The following is a 15,876-nucleotide window of genomic DNA, read 5'->3' as shown; positions in this document are numbered from 1 at the left end:
CCGCCGCACGGCGGCCCCCGCCCCGCCCGACCCCGAGCTCGCCGACGTGCCCCTCCAGATCACGGACCTGACCAAGCGGTACGCCAAGTCCTCCGACCGGTACGCCGTCAAGGACCTGTCCTTCCGCGTGGAGAAGGGCCAAGTCCTCGGCCTGCTCGGCCCGAACGGCGCCGGCAAGACCACGACCCTGCGCATGCTGATGGGCCTGATCAAGCCGGACGGCGGCGAGATCCGCGTCTTCGGCCACGCCATCAGCCCGGGCGCCCCGGTCCTCTCCCGGGTCGGCGCGTTCGTCGAGGGCGCGGGCTTCCTGCCGCACCTGTCCGGCCGCGAGAACCTGGACCTGTACTGGCGCGCCACCGGCCGCCAGCCCGAGGACGCGCACCTGGAGGAGGCCCTGGAGATCGCGGGCCTCGGCGACGCGCTCGCCCGCGCGGTGCGCACGTACTCCCAGGGCATGCGCCAGCGCCTCGCCATCGCCCAGGCCATGCTCGGGATGCCGGACCTGCTCATCCTCGACGAACCGACCAACGGCCTCGACCCGCCCCAGATCCGCGAGATGCGCGAGGTGATGATCCGCTACGCAGCCGCGGGGCGCACGGTCATCGTCTCCAGCCACCTCCTCGCGGAGGTCGAGCAGACCTGCACGCACCTGGTCGTGATGGACCACGGGCAGCTCGTCCAGGCGGGCCCGGTCGAGGACATCGTCGGCTCGGGCGACACCCTCCTGGTGGGTACGGCCACGCCCGTGGACGAGCCCGTCGTCGAGAAGGTCGCCGCCCTGCCGGGTGTCGCCTCGGCCGTGCCCGTCGACGAGGGTCTCCTGGTCCAGCTCGACGCCGACGGCACCCCGCAGCGCCTGGTCGCCGAACTCGTGCGACTGGACGTGCCCGTGCGGTCGGTCGGCCCGCACCGCCGCCTGGAGGACGCCTTCCTCACCCTGATCGGAGCCGAAGCATGAGCAAGCTCGCCGACCGGGCCGAGCCCGTCGAGGTCGCCGACGGCTACCGCGCGGGCCGCACGCTGCCCTTCCGCGTCGAGCTGGTCCGGCAGCTGAAGCGGCGCCGCACGATGGTCATGGGCGGTGTCCTGTTCGCCCTGCCGATCATCCTGCTCATCGCCTTCCAGGTCGGCGGCGACCCGGGCGGCAACAACAACCGCGTGAACCTCATGGACACGGCGACGGCGTCCGGAGCGAACTTCGCCGCGGTCAACCTCTTCTCCGCCGCGGGCTTCCTCCTCGTCATCCCCGTCGCCCTGTTCTGCGGCGACACGGTCGCCTCCGAGGCCAGCTGGTCGTCCCTGCGCTACCTGCTCGCGGCCCCCGTGCCCCGGGCCCGGCTGCTGTGGTCCAAGCTCGCCGTCGGCCTCAGCCTGAGCCTGGCCGCGCTGGTCCTGCTCCCGATCGTCGCCCTCGTCGTCGGCACGGCCGCCTACGGCTGGGGCCCGCTCGAGCTGCCCACCGGCGGCACCCTGCCCACCGGCACCGCGGCCCAGCGCCTGCTGATCGTCGTCGTGTACATCATGGTGTCCCAACTGGTCACCGCGGCCCTCGCGTTCTGGCTGTCGACCCGGACGGACGCCCCGCTCGGCGCGGTCGGCGGCGCGGTGTTCCTGACCATCATCGGCAGCGTCCTCGACGAGGTGACGGCCCTCGGCGACTGGCGCCACTTCCTGCCCGCGCACTGGCAGTACGCCTGGCTCGACGCCGTCCAGCCGCAGTTGCAGTGGACGGACATGATCCAGGGCACGTCGATTTCCGTAACGTACGCGCTCGTGCTGTTCGCCCTGGCCTTCCGCGGTTTCGCCCGCAAGGACGTCGTCTCCTAGGTCAACGGAGGATCACCCACCGGTCTCGAAGGCCGGTCCCCGTGGCTGCTTCGAGACGCTTCCGCAACCCTCCGTACCGCACGTTCCGGCCCCCTGCGCCGTCACAGTCGCAAGAAGCCGACGAACTCAGGGGGTACGGATGATGGAGCGGTACCGGACACGCAAGCTGCTGCTGGCGCTCACAGCGGCGGGCGGGCTGCTGCTCACCGCGTGCAGCGGGAGCGGCGACAGCAGCGGGGGCAGCAATATCGCCGACCGCGACATCTCAGGTCTGCCCGCGCCCGCCCACGGAGACGAGGACGCCACCAGCGAGCAGGACGACCGCCGGGAAGATCCCGACCACCTCTCCACCTTCGCCCTCGACGTCGACACCGCCTCCTACGGCTACGCCCGCCGCGCCCTGGCCGACGGCCGGTTCCCCGACCCGTCGACGGTCCGCCCCGAGGAGTTCGTCAACAGCTTCCGCCAGGACTACGAACGCCCCGACGGCGACGGCTTCTCGGTCACCGTCGACGGCGCCCGCACCGGCGACGAGGACTGGTCCCTGGTCCGCGTGGGCCTGGCCACCCGCACCTCGGAACGCACCGGCGAACGCCCGCCCGCCGCCCTCACCTTCGTCATCGACGTCTCGGGCTCCATGGCCGAACCGGGCCGCCTGGACCTCGCCCAGGAGTCCCTGTCCGTGATGACGGACCGGCTGCGCGACGACGACTCGGTCGCCATCGTCACCTTCAGCGACGAGGCCGAGACCGTCCTTCCCATGACCCGCCTCGACGGCCACCGCGACGAGATCCACGACGTCATCTCCGAGCTGGACATCCGGGACTCCACCAACCTCGGTGCGGGCGTCGAGACCGGCTACGAGACGGCCGTCGAGGGCCTGCACAAGGGCGCGACCAACCGGGTCGTCCTCGTCTCCGACGCCCTCGCCAACACCGGCGACACCGACGCCGACACGATCCTGGAGCGCATCTCCGGCGAACGCCGCGAGCACGGCATCACCCTCTTCGGCGTCGGCGTCGGCAGCGACTACGGCGACGCCCTGATGGAACGCCTCGCCGACAAGGGCGACGGCCACACCGTCTACGTGTCCGACGAGGACGAGGCCCGGAAGGTCTTCTGCGAGGAACTCCCGCGCAACATCGACCTCACCGCCCGTGATGCCAAGGCGCAGGTCGCCTTCGACCCCGAGACCGTCGAGGAGTTCCGCCTGGTCGGCTACGACAACCGCCGGGTCGCCGACGAGGACTTCCGCGACGACCGCGTCGACGGCGGCGAGGTCGGCCCCGGCCACACCGTCACCGCCCTGTACGCCGTCCGCACCGAGCCGGGCGCCGAAGGCCACCTGGCCACCGCCACCGTCCGCTGGCTCGACCCCGACACCCGCGACCCTCACGAGGAGACCGGCGACCTCGAGACCGATGCCCTCCACGACTCCCTGCGTGCCGCCCCCAGCCGCTTCCAGGTCACCGCGGTGGCGGCCTACTTCGCCGACACCCTCCGCTCCGGCGACGACCGCTACGACCGCCTCCCCGGGGCCCCGGACTCCTTCGCTGAACTCGCCGGTCGCGCTCGCGCGTTGGCCGGAACCACGGAGGACAGGGCGGTGCGCGGACTCGCCGCGGCCATCGAACAGGCAGACCACCGCCGGGGTTGAACACGGTTGCGGTCTTTCGAAATGCGACGCGGGCCAACCGGGTGAACCTGCGGAACCAATTCTCCCGCACCGGGTTGATGAGGCAGTAGAGCATGCGGCGCTACGAGAAAGGAACGCGCAGTGCTCAAGGAGGCAATGATCGTTGCGGCCGCCGCCGCTTCTGCCATCGACATGCCGACGACGGCCGCTGCCCCGGCGCTTGCCGGCGGACCGGCCGTCGCGATGGGCCAGGGCGAGGAACGCTGAACCGGCTCCGCGGCCCCTTCGGCGCGAGCGAGCATCCCCTACGCCTCATTCCTGTTCAGCGCTGCGACTTTCCATGCCGCCACACCGCCGACCTTGGATGTGGATCTCCGTTCCGCGGCCGGCTGCCCCAATTCTTCAAGCAGGAGGACAACTGCAATGCGACAGACCCTGAGCAAGGGAGCGTTCGCGGCGGCCGCCGCCACGGGGATTCTGTCCCTGTATGGCAGCCCCGCCCTCGCTGACTCCGACGCGTCGGGAGTGGCGAAGGACTCTCCCGGTGCGTTGTCCGGGAACAACGTGCAGGTGCCGATCGACGTGCCGGTCAACCTGTGCGGCAACACCGTCGACGTGCTCGCGGCGCTCAACAAGTCGTTCGGCAACGTCTGCAGCAACAGCTCCCCCAAGTCGAAGGACTCCGGCGCGGACGCGTCGGCGGTCGCGAAGGGTTCCCCCGGCGTGGGATCCGGGAACGTCGTGCAGGTGCCGGTCGAGGTGCCGGTGAACGCGTGCGGCAACAACGTCGACGGACTCGGGTTGTTCAACGAGGCGTCCGAGAACTCCTGCGACAACGGCTCGTACGGCGGCGGCTACGGCGGCGAGGACGACACCTCGACGCCGGGTGAGAAGCAGGACCGGACGACCCCGGCCAAGAACCGCCCCGTTCCGCACGACGAGGAGACGCCGGAGTCCCCGTCGTCACCGGAGAAGGACAGCGAGACGCCGTCCACCCCGGAAGAGGAGACGGAGAGCGGCCCGCTGCCCCAGCTGGCCGAGACCGGAAGTGAGGCCCTGGTGGCCGCCTCGGTCGCCAGTGCCGCCCTGATGGCCGGCGGAGTGCTGCTGTACCGCCGCGGTCGCACCACCTGGTCCCGCTAGCGGTCACCGGGTGCCGGACGCGACCCGCCCGGCACCCGCACCCCACCCCGGACCGGAGGCCGCCACCACCCGAGGCAGGACCCAGCCGGTCCGGGGACCACACGCCGCACGGGCCGGACCGGCAGCGACTCTCCGCCGGAACCGCCCGCCAGGCCGGGGGCGAGCCGACGCCGGAGCCGTCCCGTCGCTTTCCTGGTCCCGGTGCGAGGCCCCTGGCTTCCCGGGACAAGCATCACCCGCACCCCCCGTCGACATGATCCGGGGGGTGTCGGCCGTCGCGTCACACCGCACCCTCTACCGCTGCCCCCGGCACAGGGGCGGGCCGCTGACGACTCCGTCGCCGTCAGCGGCCTCCGTGTCACCCGCGCGGTTCCCCGTCAGCGCCGTACCGGCGACGGCGACTCGCTCCGGCTGCCGTCCACCGGTGCGGGGACGGTGCCGCCCGCCGGTGTCGCCCCGAGCCGGCGGCGCACACCTCGGACGAGGGTCGCCGCCGTGAAGGACGCGCCCTGCACGAAGCGCATGGCCGGGCCGAAGCCCGAGGCCGTCACCAGGCCCGCGAGGAACAGGCCGGGGTGGGAGGACTCGAAGCTGCGCCCGACCTCCGGGGAGCCGTCCGGCAGTGCCGCAAGCGTTCCGCGCAACTCGGGGGAGAGCAGTCCGAGCCGGTCGCAACGCGCCCGGAACCCTGTCGCGGCGATGACGTGTTCGGTCTCCAGGCTGCGCAGGGCACCCGCGCGGCTCACCGTGTCCAGCCGTACCCCGCCCGGCACCGCACAGGCCGCGGTGACCTCATGGCCCGGCAGCAGCTCCACCACGCCCTCCACCCGGTCCCGCACCCACCACGCGCCCGCCGGCCCCAGCGCCGTGGTCGCGATGCGAGCCCGGGTCGGCTCCGGCAGCCGCCGGAAGAGGTTGGGACGCTCCGCGTAGAACCAGTTGCGCCATCCGGGGCCGAGGCCGCTGTGGGGAGAGCGGGCCGACTGCCACCAGGGGCGCTCCCAGGGCGGCGGCACATCGTTCCACCGCAGCTGTTCCGCCCGCGCCAGCACACGGACGCGCGTGCCCTGTTCGGCGAGCAGCGCCGCCGTCTCCAGGGCCGCCTGACCGCCACCGATCACCGTGACGTCCTTGCCGCGGAAGCGGTCGAGGTCGCTGTGGTGGCTGCTGTGTGTCACCAGCGCGGGGTGCAGTCCGCGCAGTGCCTGCGGTACCTCGACGAACGGCATCACACCGACCGCCAGGGCGACCGTCCGTGCGTGCACCTCCTGCCCGTCCTCGGTGACCGCCGTGAAACCGCCGGGCGCGGCCGCCACCCGGGTCACCGTGCGCTCGTCCACCTCCGGCACGGCGTGGCGCGCGAACCACAGGCCGTACTCCGCGAACGCCTCGACCGGAATCGGCTTCGCGTGACGTGCCGTCAGGCCGTGCTCCGCACAGTAGACGTCCAGCCGCCACCGCCCGGCCGGGTCGGAGAGGTTGGACGCCCACGGTTCCGACTTCAGGAACATGCCGCGGGGCATGTTGTCCCGCCAGGAGGCCATGGGCCGGCCGAACACGCGCAGGTTCAGCCCGGCGGCCGCGGCGTGGGACGCGATCGACAGGCCGTAAGGGCCTGCGCCCACCACCAGAAGGTCGTACACCATCAACTGCTCGCTTTCTCGTTGTCGGTCAGGGAGGGCGAGGCTGCCCGGGGGATCAGCGGGGGCGTCGGCGCCACCGTCGTCGTCGTGCCCAGCCGCTCACGCAGCCGACGGGACACGTGCCGGCACCACTGGGTCCACATGACCCGTGCGGGGGAGGGGTCGTCCGCGGCGTACCAGGCCAGTTCACGCCCGCCCGGCGCCGTACGCAGCGCCGCCAGCGGCGCGTAGTTCTCCACCACGAACGACCGCCCGGGCATCGGGACCCCGTCCAGCAGTGGACGGCCCGTCAGATCCAGGTGCATGGCCCGTACGACGTCCAGGCCCGCGCTGTCCGCGAAGAGCCGGAACTGGGCGCCGGCGCGCGGGTTGAAGTCGAGCAGGTGGTAGCGGCCCGTCACTCCGCAGCGGCGGAAGTCGAGGTCGAAGATGCCCCGGTAGCCCAGCTCGCCGGTGAGCCGCTCGGCCAGCGCCTGCACCTGAGTGTTGGGCGTCCAGCAGCCGACCGCGGTCAGCCCCGCCCCGCGCGGCCAGGCCAGCTGCTTGCGGCCCGGTCCGCCCGCGCGCACGGCGCCCGAGTGGTCTGCGTAGCCGTGGAAGAACCAGTCCCGGTCCGGCCCCGGTGACAGGTACGCCTGGAGCAGCAGCCGGCTGCCCGCTTCCTCGGTGCGCAGGAACAGCTCCCGGGCCTGCTGGACGGACCGGACCAGCACCGTGCTGCGCAGCCCGCTGCCGGCGGGCAGCAGCCAGGGCCGGCTCCACTTCGCCACCACCGGCAGCCCGAGCCGCCGCATGGCGTCGGCGACCTCCGCCGGACTGTCCGGGATCAGCGTCGTCGGGTGCGGGACGTCGGTGGACGCGCACACGGCGGCCAGTTCCGCCTTGTCGGCGACGCGTTCGGCCAGACTGCCCGGCATCGAGGGCAGGAGGTAGGAGGGGGCGAGTTCGTCCCGCATCCGGCCCACGGCGATCGCGCTCGCGTCGTCCAACGGAACCAGCACGGCGGGGCGTGCGATCCCGCCGGCCACGCGGCGCAGCACGGCGAGAATGTCGTCCGGGGACGCTCCCGGGAGCGGCGGGGGATGCATTTGACGTACGTAACGTGACGCGCCCACGGGACTCCCCGCGGAATCCGCGACGACGTGTACCTCCACTCCCGACCTGCCGAGCGAACGCGCGGCCCCCAGGGTTCCGTGGTGAAAGGGATTCCGGTCGATCCGCAGCAGCACAGCGGGGACGCGGATGTCGAGTAGCGACACGAATTCTCTCTTTCTTTTCGATCGGATCACCCGCACGGGCGAGCCCGGCACTCGAAAGTCGTAACGGTTGTGGCGCTATTGGCTTTTCTGTGACTGACTTCATATGACTGCCTGTCAATAACACAAACAGTGGCAGTAGTCCGGACGAGAGCGAAGGAAGGAACAGGCATGGCCCCACAGCACAAGCGGGCCGGGGTCCGCCGGCTTGCCCTGGGCGCGGCAGCGGTCGCCGCGTCGGCCGCCCTGGCGTCCGGCCCCGTGGCGGGGGTGGGGGTGGCGCGAGCCGCCGATCCTCGGGCTCCGGCACCGAGCCCGACGACGCCCGTGGCCACGCCCTCGGCCCTCGCGCCTCCGGCCGTCCCCCTGCCCTCGGCGCCGGCTCCTGCCACCACTGCGGTGGCGGGCGGGGAAGCCCCGGCCTTCGGTGTCTTCCTCAAGTCCGACGCCCGCGGCGTGGCCCGGATGCCGCTGTTCAGCCACTGGCTGGGCGGCGCGGAGCTCCGCGCCGGCCACACCTATCTGCCGGGCCACCGCTGGCGCGACATCCAGGGTTCCGCCGACTTCCTCAAGGTGTGGGCGCACTGGCGCAACAAGAAGGCCGATCGCATGCTCGTCCTCAACGTCCCCATGCAGGAGCGCAATGAGGAGGGCGTCTCCGACGGCGAGGTCCGGCGGCTGCTGCGGCAGGGCGCGGCCGGGGAGTTCGATCATCACTTCCGTGTCCTCGCCGAGCGGCTGGTGGAGTTGAAGGTGCCGGACACGATCATCGTGCTCGGCTGGGAAATGAACGGCACCACGTACACCCATCGGTGCGGGCCGGACCCGGAGGCCTGGAAGAAGTACTGGAATCGGATCGTCACCACCATGCGTTCCGTGCCGGGCCAGAAGTTTCGGTTCGATTTCACGCCGAGTCGTGGCGTGGACGCCGTTCCCTGGACGAAATGCTATCCGGGAGACGACACGGTCGACATCATTGGCATGGACTCCTACGACCAGCCGGCCGGGATGTCGTTCGAGCAACAGGTGAAAGAGCCCTACGGGCTGCAGCATCACGTGGATTTCGCGAAGGCTCACGGCAAACCCATTTCCTATCCGGAATGGGGTCTCTTCCGCAACGGTGACAATGCCGAGTACATGCGGAGCATGCTCGCCTGGATGGAGGAGCACAAACCGCTCTACAACACGCTGACCGACTACTGCCCGCACGGTGTGTGGCAGTGCGGGGCCAACCCGAGATCGTCCCACCTCTACCGGTCCGCCCTGTTCGGCCGAACCGACCAGGCGACCCCGCCCCTCACGCCCACGCCGAAGCCGACCCCACCCAGCACACCGCCGCCCCCGGCGGACTGCACGCCGCTCGACCTGGGCAGTTGGGTGGAGGAGTGGCTCGGCGGGAAGCTCTGCCTCCGCTTCGACTGGTGGTAGGGCGCGGCGAAACAGCGCTCCCCGRTGCCGTGTCCGGCCAGGCCCGCCGTCGTCACCGTTGTCCGCGCACATCGGCGGCGGCGGCCGGGCCGGGCACCGAAGGGGCCGGGGCGGGTTCGTCGTCCTGGCCGGCCTTCCTCGGCCGGGCCAGCAGGGCCAGGCCGCCCAGCAGACCGCCCGCGCTCGCCCCTACCAGACCGGTCACCGCCGGTGACGCGGACGTCGGCTCGCTCGGCTCCACCGCTCGCGAGAACTGCACGAGCCGCACGTTGGTGTTGCCCCGGCTGTCGTCCGCGTGACGGGTCAGCGCGCGGGTGACCGCGTTGGCCATGTCGACGGCGAGGCCGGGGCGCGAGGAGATGGCCGAGACGGCGACCATCGGTGCGTCCGGCGACGTCGCCGTGCGCACACTGCGCTGCAGGGTGTGCACCGGCACACCCGCATACACCTGCGCGTCCCCGAGCACCGCGAGCTGGGTGGCGACCCGGCCGTACGCCTGAGCGAATCCGAGGGCGGCGTCCGGCGTGGACTTCCCGGTCGGTACGGCGATGACGTAGCTCGTGGCCGTGTACGTGGAGGGGGTGAGCAAGCCGTACGCACCGCCGAGCAGACCCCCGGCGAGGGTGCCGGCCGCGAGCACGGACCACAGGGGAAGCCCCCTGAGACGAGCCAGGGACAAGCGGCGCTGACGGGGTGGAGTGTCGGTCATGAGGAGGTGGCTCCCAGAGGTGAGAGGGACGGCGAACTGGAGACCGCTGCCGCGTACACGTCCGTCAGACGGGCCGCGCAGTGGGTGATGCTGTAGTGGTGGGCGACCTCCGAGGCCGTGCGCGGCCGGGCGCCGGCCGCGCGGACCTCGGCGATCGCGCGGGCGTAGGCCTCGGGGCCGCCGCGCACCCGCCGGGCGCCGTCGGCGGCGGGCGGCCGCACATCCTCGATGGCCGGGCAGGAGGCGTAGAGCACGGGCAGGCCGGACGCCAGCGCCTCCACGGCCGCCAGACCGAAGGCCTCCTCCGTGGACGGGGACGCGAGCAGGTCCATCGCCGAGGTGAGCGAGGGCAGGTCCGGACCGGGCGAGCCGTCGGGCACGTAGGGACGTTCACCGGTGAACACGACGCGGCCGGCCACGCCGGCCTCGTGGGCCGTGCGACGCAGGGCGTCCTCCTCGGGGCCGCCGCCCACCAGCAGCAGCCGGTGGTCGTCCGGGAGCAGGGTGAGCGCGCGGACGAGGACATCGAACCGCTTCCCCGCGGTGAGCCGGCCGACACCGCCCACGACCCAGGCGTCCTCCGGCAGGCCGAGGTGCCGGCGGGTGTGCTCGCGCCGCTCGGGGTCGAAGCGGAAGCGGTCCAGGTCGATGCCGTTCGGGACGACCTCGATGCGGGGTGCGGGCACGCCCCAGCGCTGCAGGCGCTCGGCCACCGTGGGGGAGACGGCGACCGTCGCCGACCCCAGCCGCTCGCTGGCGAGGTACAGCCCGCGCACCCCTGCCGTCAGCCTGCGGCCCTCCATCTGCGAGTCGCCCAGGGAGTGTTCGGTGGCGACGACCGCCCGGACCCCGGCCGCGCGTGCGGCGAACCGGCCGTAGACGCAGGCCCGGTACAGGTGGGTGTGCACCAGGTCGTAGTCGCCGGCCCGGATCAGCCGGACCAGGCGCGGCAGCGCGGCCAGATCACGGTTGCCGCCCATGCCGAGATGCGTGACGCGGACGCCGTCGGCCGCGAGGCCCTCGGCGACCGCACCGGGGTTGGTGAGCGTGACGACGTCGCAGTCCACGGGCAGGTGACGCAGCAGCAGGCGCAACTGCTGCTCGGCCCCGCCGACGCCGAGGCCGGTGATGATGTGCAGAGCCCTCATCTCACAGGCCCTCCACCGGGCGCCGGCGCAGCCGGTGCAGCCAGTGCTTGAGGTGCAGGCGCCAGGCCGTGTCGTCCTGGCCGACGTACACGCGCGGCAGGGCGTGCGGGCCGGTCAGCGGGCCGGGGTCGATGGCGCAGGCGTAGGTGTATCCCGCTTCCCGCACGGCCTGGACCGCGCGGGCGTCGATCGTGCCGTACGGGTAGCAGAAACCGTCGACCGGGGTGCCGGTCAGCTCCTCGAGCTGCGCGCGGCTTTCGGCGACCTCGGCCTTGAGGGTGACGTCGTCCGCCTTGGTGAGGTCGACGTGCGTCAGCCCGTGCGAGCCGATCTCCACGCCTTCGGCGGCCGCGCGCCGGATGCCGTCCGCGGTCAGGAGCGGCTTGCGCGGGCCGAGCGGATCCCAGGCGTTGTCGCCGCCGAGCCGCCCGGGCAGCACGAAGAGGGTGGCGCCGCAGTTCCAGCGGTGCAGCAGCGGCAGGGCGTCGGTGACGAAGTCGGCGTACCCGTCGTCGAAGGTCAGCCCGACCAGGTTGCGCCCCTCGCCTCGGGCGCGGGCGGCGAGCAGCTCGGTCACGGACACGCCCCGCAGCCCGCGCCGGCGCAGCCAGGCCAGTTGCCTCCCGAGCCGCTGGGGCGTGACCGTGATGCGGTACGGGTCGTCGGAGCAGTCGCCCACCGAGTGGTACATCGCCACCCAGGGGACCGGACTCGTGTGCGGGGTCGGGGGTCTGCCGGTGTCGAGGGAATCAACGGAAGCGGCCATGTGTGAGCCTTCGTGTGACGGCGCGTAGGGAGCGCAGAGCGGACGCGGGACTCTGGGCACCGAGGGCCCAGGTGAGCGGGAGGAAGACGAAGGTCACGGTCAGGAAGCCGGCCGCGAGGCCCGCCGCCGGGGACGGCAGCCGGCTCGCGGCGAACGCGCCCGCGGCCGTGGCGACGACCGCGGCGCACACCAGCCTGCTCAGTTCGGCCAGGACCCGCCGGACCCGGACCGAGACGCTGTGGGGGCTGTTCAGCCGGCCCGTTCGCAGCCCGGCGAGCAGCAGGGCGGCCGTGACGGTGATGCCGAGGGCGTTGGCGGCGGCGATCCCCGCCACGCCCCAGGAGTGCACGGTGGCGGCGCCGATCCAGGACGTCACGGCGATGCCCGCCGTCATCGCGCCGAGGGGGTACCAGCTGGCCCGGCCCGCCGAGAAGTAGGAGCGCACGAGCGCGCCCACCAGGGTCTGGCTCAGCAGCCCGAGGGCGTACACGCGCATGACGTCCGCCGTCGCGGCGGTGTCGCTCGCGGTGAACGCGCCCCGCTGGAAGAGCAGTTCGATCATCTGGGGGGCGCAGGCGATCACCGCGCACGTGCCCAGCAGCACCAGACACGAGGCGAGCGCCAGATCTCGCTCCACGCGGCTGCGGGCCCGCGCGGTGTCACCGTCGGCGAGGGCCCGTGCCACCACCGGGAAGGTGACGGTGCACACCATCAGCGACAGCGTCATCGGGATCTGGGCGACCTTCTGCGCGTAGTTCAGGTGCGAGATGGCGCCGGCGGGCAGGCCGGAGGCGAGGAAGCGTTCGGCGAGGACCTGAGACTGGCGGCACAGGGCGAAGAGGAGTACGGCGGCGACCAGGGCGAGTTGCATCGGCCGCTCCTCGACCTCCGCCCCGGCCCTGGCGAGGGGCGGCGTGGGCGACGCCAGTCGCCGCCACAGCGACGGCAGTTGCACCAACACCATCAGGCAGGCGCCCGCCGCTACCCCGACCGCGGCAGAGCGCACGCCCCAGCCTTCGCCGAGGAGGAACATCGCGGCGATGATGCCGGTGTTGTAGGCGACGTAGATCGCCGCGGGCGCGAGGAAGCAGCGGTGTGCCCGCAGGGCGGCACTGCAGTACCCGGCGAGCCCGAAGGCCAGTACGCAGGTCGCCGTGATCCGGGTGCAGTCGGCGGCGAGCCGGGGGTCGGGCAGGCCGGGAGCGAGAGCCTGGACCAGGTAGGGAGCCGTGCCGGCGATCAGCGCCGCCACCGCGGCGAGGGCGAGGCACAGCCGGGGCAGGGTGGCGCCGACGAGGGCGCGGACCGGGTCGCCCGGGGCGCCCCGGGCGCGGCGGGCCAGCGCCATGCTGAACGCCGGGATCAGCGCGATCGCCAGCCCGTCCTCGATGAGCAGCGTGGCGGCGAACTCCGGAACGGTCCACGCGACCAGGAAGGCGTCCGTGTCGCTCCCGGCGCCGAACAGCCGCGCCAGCGACTGGTCGCGCACCAGGCCGAGCAGTGAGCCGACGATGGACAGCGACGCCGTGACGAGCGCGGCCCTGGCCAGGAAACTCCCGGAAACCGACGCCGCCGAGGCCGGGTCGGCACCGTCCCCGGCCTTGGTGGCGGCACGCGCCGGGGGCACGGTCGCCGCGTCGTCCGTTTCGGAGCCGGGGGACTGCGAAGGCACCACCGTCATCGCGCCAGGGCCTCCTCGGCGCGTTCCCGCACCTCGCCGCGGGGCGCATCCGCACGCGCCTCGCCGGTCAGCGCCCACCACGCCCCGAGCCCCATGGCCACGGCGATCAGCACGGTAGAGGGACCGCCGATGTCTCCGTACATGAAGTCGGTCAGCAGCCAGACCAGCAGCCCGCAGGCGACGAGTCCGCAGTCGAGTCCCGGCCCGCGGTCGCGCACGCGCAGCAGCCGCCGCATCCCGCACACCAGCAGCGCCAGCCAGCTCCCGGCGAGCGCGAGCAGCCCGATCAGGCCCTGCTCGCTCAGCACCAGCAGGTACATGTTGTGCGGAGACAGCAGCGGCTGCCTCTGGTAGGCCACACCCGCGCCGTCGGTCTCGCTGCCCGACGACAGCGCGAGCGTGGCGTGCCCGTCCCGGTACTCCGGGAAGCCCTTCAGACCGACCCCTGTCAGCGGGTGCTGCCGCCAGATCTCCGTGGCGGACGCCCACAGGGTGTACCGGTCGACGACGGACTGGTCGGGGGCGTCGGTGACCTGGGCGATGCTGTCGATCCGCTCCTGCAGAAGCGCCGAGCCCACACCGAACCCGCCCACGAGGATCACGCCCGCGGCGAACGTGGCCGCCACCACCATGAGCGCGCGCCGCAACCCGGCCAGCACCAGCTGGAGGGTGCACGTCAGGACGGTCGCGATCCAGGCTCCGCGGCTGAAGGAGAGCGCGAGCGGCAGCAGCAGCACCAGAGAGCACGCGGCGGCGGTCACCCGCTGCCTTACGGACACCCGGCCCAGCGCGATCCCGACCCCGCACACCATGCCGAGGGAGACCGCCGTCGCCATGCCCATCACGTCGTGCGGTCCGAAGGTGCCGACCGCCCGGATGTTCTCGCCCTGGTAGGAGGCGCCGGTCCGGGTGACGAACTGGTGGACGCCGACGGCCCCCTGACACAGGCCGAGCCCCACGAACGACCAGGCCACCAGCCGGAAGCCGGTCCGGTCGCGGAGCAGCAGCAGCACGGCCGCCGGGACGAGTACGAAGGTCTGCAGATAACGTCCCAGGCCGGTGAGCCCGGCCTGGGACGAGAACGCCCCCATGGCGGCGAGCGCGAGCCCCACGACCGGCAGGCCCAGAACCACGGCAGCGGCGGGCGACAGCGGGCGCCGCCGTTCGAGCAGGAGACGGATCACGCAGTACACCACCATCAGCCCGGAGAGCACGTCGGCGGGCCCCGCACCGTCCGGCGTCAGCGGCAGCGCCAGCAGGGCGGGTACGGCCGCCACGGGCAGGGCCGGTGTCAGCGCGGCGACGCGGCGGGGGAGCGGTGTCAGTGCGAGGCTCACCTCTCTCAGCTCCCCGTGGGACGTACCACCGTGGCCGCGGTGCGCAGCAGGATGCAGACGTCCTGCCACAGGGACCAGTCGTCGATGTAGGCGTTGTCGAACCGGCAGCGGTCCTCGATCGAGGTGTCGCCGCGCAGTCCGTGGATCTGGGCGAGGCCGGTGATGCCGGTCCGCATGCGGTGGCGGACCGCGTAACCGGGGTAGGTCTGGCCGAACTGCGCGACGAAGTAGGGGCGTTCGGGCCGGGGTCCGACCAGACTCATGTCGCCCCGGAGCACGTTCCACAGCTGGAGCAGTTCGTCGAGCGAGGTGCGCCGCAGCATCCGGCAGAACCAGCGCATCTCGTTCTCGTTCGCCACGCTCCACCGGGTTGCCGACTCGTGCTCGTCGACCGGGCGGTGCGTACGGAACTTCAGCAGCGTGAACGGCTTGCCGTTCCTGCCGATGCGCTCCTGCCGGAACACCACGCCCGGCCCGTCGCTGATCCGCAGCGCCACGGCGAAGGCCAGCAGCAGCGGGCTGACCAGCAGCAACAGCGTTCCCGACACAAGAATGTCGAGCGTCCGTTTGGCCGCGCTGCCGCGTCTGGCCGGGGACATGTCCAGGCGCCGGCAGGAGAACCCGGCCAGCCGCTCCCGCGTCGCGTACGACGGGGAATCGGCGTCGACCTCCCAGACCACGCAGCCCGACTCGGCCAGCCCCCGCAGCAGCGGCTCCTGTTCGGCGCGTACGGAGGGGTGAACGGCCAGCACCGCCCGCACCCCGTTCTGGATGACCGCTCGCTCGACCTCCTCAGGCGTCGTCAGAACCGGCAGGCTCTCGGTGCCGTCCGGCTGCTCGGCGACGATCCCCACCGGCCGCACGCCGCACCGCGGGTGACGCAGTACGGCGGCGGCCACGCGCTGCGCGGTCGCGGCCGGTCCGAGGACGAGTGCGGTGTGCGGGTGGCGCAGCAGCGCGGCGCGTCGCCGCGCGTGCACGGCTCCGCGCAGCACACAGCCGGCCGCCGCGTGCAGGGCGAGGCCCGTCAGCACGGTACGGAGGGACAACGCGTGCTCCGGCCGGTACGCCGCCAGGAGCGCCGCGAGTGCCAGCCAGGCCACCGCGATGCGGCCGCACACGGCGGGCAGTTCCTCCAGCAGCCCCGGTACCGGGGGCCGCCCGTCGCGCCGGCGCAGCATCAGCGACATGACGATCAGCAGGGTGACGAGCAGTGGCTGGCGCTGGGCATCGGTGAGCGCCGGCGCGCCCGCCAGGGCGGCGACGCCGTCCGCGACGAGCAGCGGGACGGGGGAGGCG

At 72.8% G+C, this 15,876-nt stretch carries 14 protein-coding genes; 6 read left to right on the top strand and 8 right to left on the bottom strand.

Features of this window, described 5'->3' with window-relative positions:
- From CA983_RS27250 to CA983_RS27235, 5 genes are all read left to right on the top strand, one after another.
- Window positions 1–961, top strand: a 961-nt coding sequence (locus CA983_RS27250) for an ABC transporter ATP-binding protein (RefSeq protein ID WP_143645568.1), incomplete at its 5' end; no start/stop codon positions are given.
- Window positions 958–1,830, top strand: coding sequence for an ABC transporter permease (locus CA983_RS27245; RefSeq protein ID WP_086603481.1), 873 nt, complete (start codon window positions 958–960; stop codon window positions 1,828–1,830). The genes CA983_RS27250 and CA983_RS27245, both read left to right, overlap by 4 nt.
- Before the next feature lie 139 nt (window positions 1,831–1,969).
- Window positions 1,970–3,487 (top strand): vWA domain-containing protein, encoded by a 1,518-nt coding sequence (locus tag CA983_RS27240; RefSeq protein ID WP_425276481.1) that lies wholly within the window; start codon window positions 1,970–1,972, stop codon window positions 3,485–3,487.
- Window positions 3,488–3,607: 120 nt separating this feature from the next.
- Window positions 3,608–3,733, top strand: a complete 126-nt coding sequence (locus CA983_RS48975) for a hypothetical protein (protein WP_279628473.1) — start codon at window positions 3,608–3,610, stop codon at window positions 3,731–3,733.
- 156 nt (window positions 3,734–3,889) lie between these two features.
- The gene (locus tag CA983_RS27235) at window positions 3,890–4,609 is read left to right on the top strand and encodes a chaplin family protein (RefSeq protein WP_086603480.1); all 720 of its coding nucleotides are present in this window, start codon (window positions 3,890–3,892) and stop codon (window positions 4,607–4,609) included.
- A 377-nt stretch (window positions 4,610–4,986) separates the two neighbouring features.
- Here CA983_RS27235 and CA983_RS27230 read toward each other — a convergent pair whose 3' ends face one another.
- Both CA983_RS27230 and CA983_RS27225 read right to left on the bottom strand, forming a co-directional pair.
- Window positions 4,987–6,255 carry an NAD(P)-binding domain-containing protein gene (locus CA983_RS27230; protein ID WP_208637052.1) on the bottom strand — a complete coding sequence of 423 codons (1,269 nt, stop codon included), beginning with the start codon at window positions 6,253–6,255 and terminating at the stop codon, window positions 4,987–4,989.
- Window positions 6,255–7,511, bottom strand: coding sequence for a carboxylate--amine ligase (locus tag CA983_RS27225; RefSeq protein ID WP_086603479.1), 1,257 nt, complete (start codon window positions 7,509–7,511; stop codon window positions 6,255–6,257). Before CA983_RS27225 ends, CA983_RS27230 begins: the two co-directional genes overlap by 1 nt.
- 168 nt (window positions 7,512–7,679) lie before the next feature.
- On the opposite strand from CA983_RS27225, the gene CA983_RS27220 reads away from it, so the two are divergent.
- Complete coding sequence (locus CA983_RS27220) at window positions 7,680–8,936, top strand: glycoside hydrolase family 26 protein (protein ID WP_086603478.1); 1,257 nt, start codon at window positions 7,680–7,682, stop codon at window positions 8,934–8,936.
- A gap of 52 nt (window positions 8,937–8,988) precedes the next feature.
- On the opposite strand, the gene CA983_RS27215 is transcribed toward CA983_RS27220, so the two are convergent.
- From CA983_RS27215 to CA983_RS27190, 6 genes are all read right to left on the bottom strand, one after another.
- Window positions 8,989–9,645 carry a YveK family protein gene (locus CA983_RS27215; RefSeq protein WP_086603477.1) on the bottom strand — a complete coding sequence of 219 codons (657 nt, stop codon included), beginning with the start codon at window positions 9,643–9,645 and terminating at the stop codon, window positions 8,989–8,991.
- On the bottom strand, window positions 9,642–10,793 hold the full coding sequence (locus CA983_RS27210; protein WP_086603476.1) for a glycosyltransferase: 1,152 nt from the start codon (window positions 10,791–10,793) through the stop codon (window positions 9,642–9,644). The genes CA983_RS27215 and CA983_RS27210 overlap by 4 nt, the downstream gene beginning before the upstream one ends.
- A 1-nt stretch (window position 10,794) precedes the next feature.
- On the bottom strand, window positions 10,795–11,559 hold the full coding sequence (locus CA983_RS27205; protein WP_086603475.1) for a polysaccharide deacetylase family protein: 765 nt from the start codon (window positions 11,557–11,559) through the stop codon (window positions 10,795–10,797).
- Complete coding sequence (locus CA983_RS27200) at window positions 11,543–13,240, bottom strand: lipid II flippase MurJ (protein ID WP_086603474.1); 1,698 nt, start codon at window positions 13,238–13,240, stop codon at window positions 11,543–11,545. The genes CA983_RS27205 and CA983_RS27200 overlap by 17 nt, the downstream gene beginning before the upstream one ends.
- Window positions 13,237–14,577 (bottom strand): O-antigen ligase family protein, encoded by a 1,341-nt coding sequence (locus CA983_RS27195; RefSeq protein WP_086603473.1) that lies wholly within the window; start codon window positions 14,575–14,577, stop codon window positions 13,237–13,239. Before CA983_RS27195 ends, CA983_RS27200 begins: the two co-directional genes overlap by 4 nt.
- A 5-nt stretch (window positions 14,578–14,582) precedes the next feature.
- Window positions 14,583–15,876, bottom strand: a 1,294-nt coding sequence (locus CA983_RS27190; protein ID WP_086603472.1) for an exopolysaccharide biosynthesis polyprenyl glycosylphosphotransferase, incomplete at its 5' end; no start/stop codon positions are given.

The organism is Streptomyces swartbergensis, assembly GCF_002148965.1.
Taxonomy (GTDB): Bacteria; Actinomycetota; Actinomycetes; order Streptomycetales; family Streptomycetaceae; genus Streptomyces; species Streptomyces swartbergensis.
Note: the sequence above shows the minus strand (reverse complement) of the source record. Positions and strands in the feature narration are given on the sequence as shown.

What these genes read in the sequence shown, in the direction of transcription:
- CA983_RS27235 (WP_086603480.1), top strand. Translation starts at nt 3,890, where the DNA reads ATGCGACAGACCCTGAGCAAGGGAGCGTTCGCGGCGGCCGCCGCCACG.
- CA983_RS27240 (WP_425276481.1), top strand. Translation starts at nt 1,970, where the DNA reads ATGATGGAGCGGTACCGGACACGCAAGCTGCTGCTGGCGCTCACAGCG.
- CA983_RS27205 (WP_086603475.1), bottom strand. Translation starts at nt 11,559, where the DNA reads ATGGCCGCTTCCGTTGATTCCCTCGACACCGGCAGACCCCCGACCCCG.
- CA983_RS27245 (WP_086603481.1), top strand. Translation starts at nt 958, where the DNA reads ATGAGCAAGCTCGCCGACCGGGCCGAGCCCGTCGAGGTCGCCGACGGC.
- CA983_RS27230 (WP_208637052.1), bottom strand. Translation starts at nt 6,255, where the DNA reads ATGGTGTACGACCTTCTGGTGGTGGGCGCAGGCCCTTACGGCCTGTCG.
- CA983_RS27200 (WP_086603474.1), bottom strand. Translation starts at nt 13,240, where the DNA reads ATGACGGTGGTGCCTTCGCAGTCCCCCGGCTCCGAAACGGACGACGCG.
- CA983_RS27220 (WP_086603478.1), top strand. Translation starts at nt 7,680, where the DNA reads ATGGCCCCACAGCACAAGCGGGCCGGGGTCCGCCGGCTTGCCCTGGGC.
- CA983_RS27215 (WP_086603477.1), bottom strand. Translation starts at nt 9,645, where the DNA reads ATGACCGACACTCCACCCCGTCAGCGCCGCTTGTCCCTGGCTCGTCTC.
- CA983_RS27210 (WP_086603476.1), bottom strand. Translation starts at nt 10,793, where the DNA reads ATGAGGGCTCTGCACATCATCACCGGCCTCGGCGTCGGCGGGGCCGAG.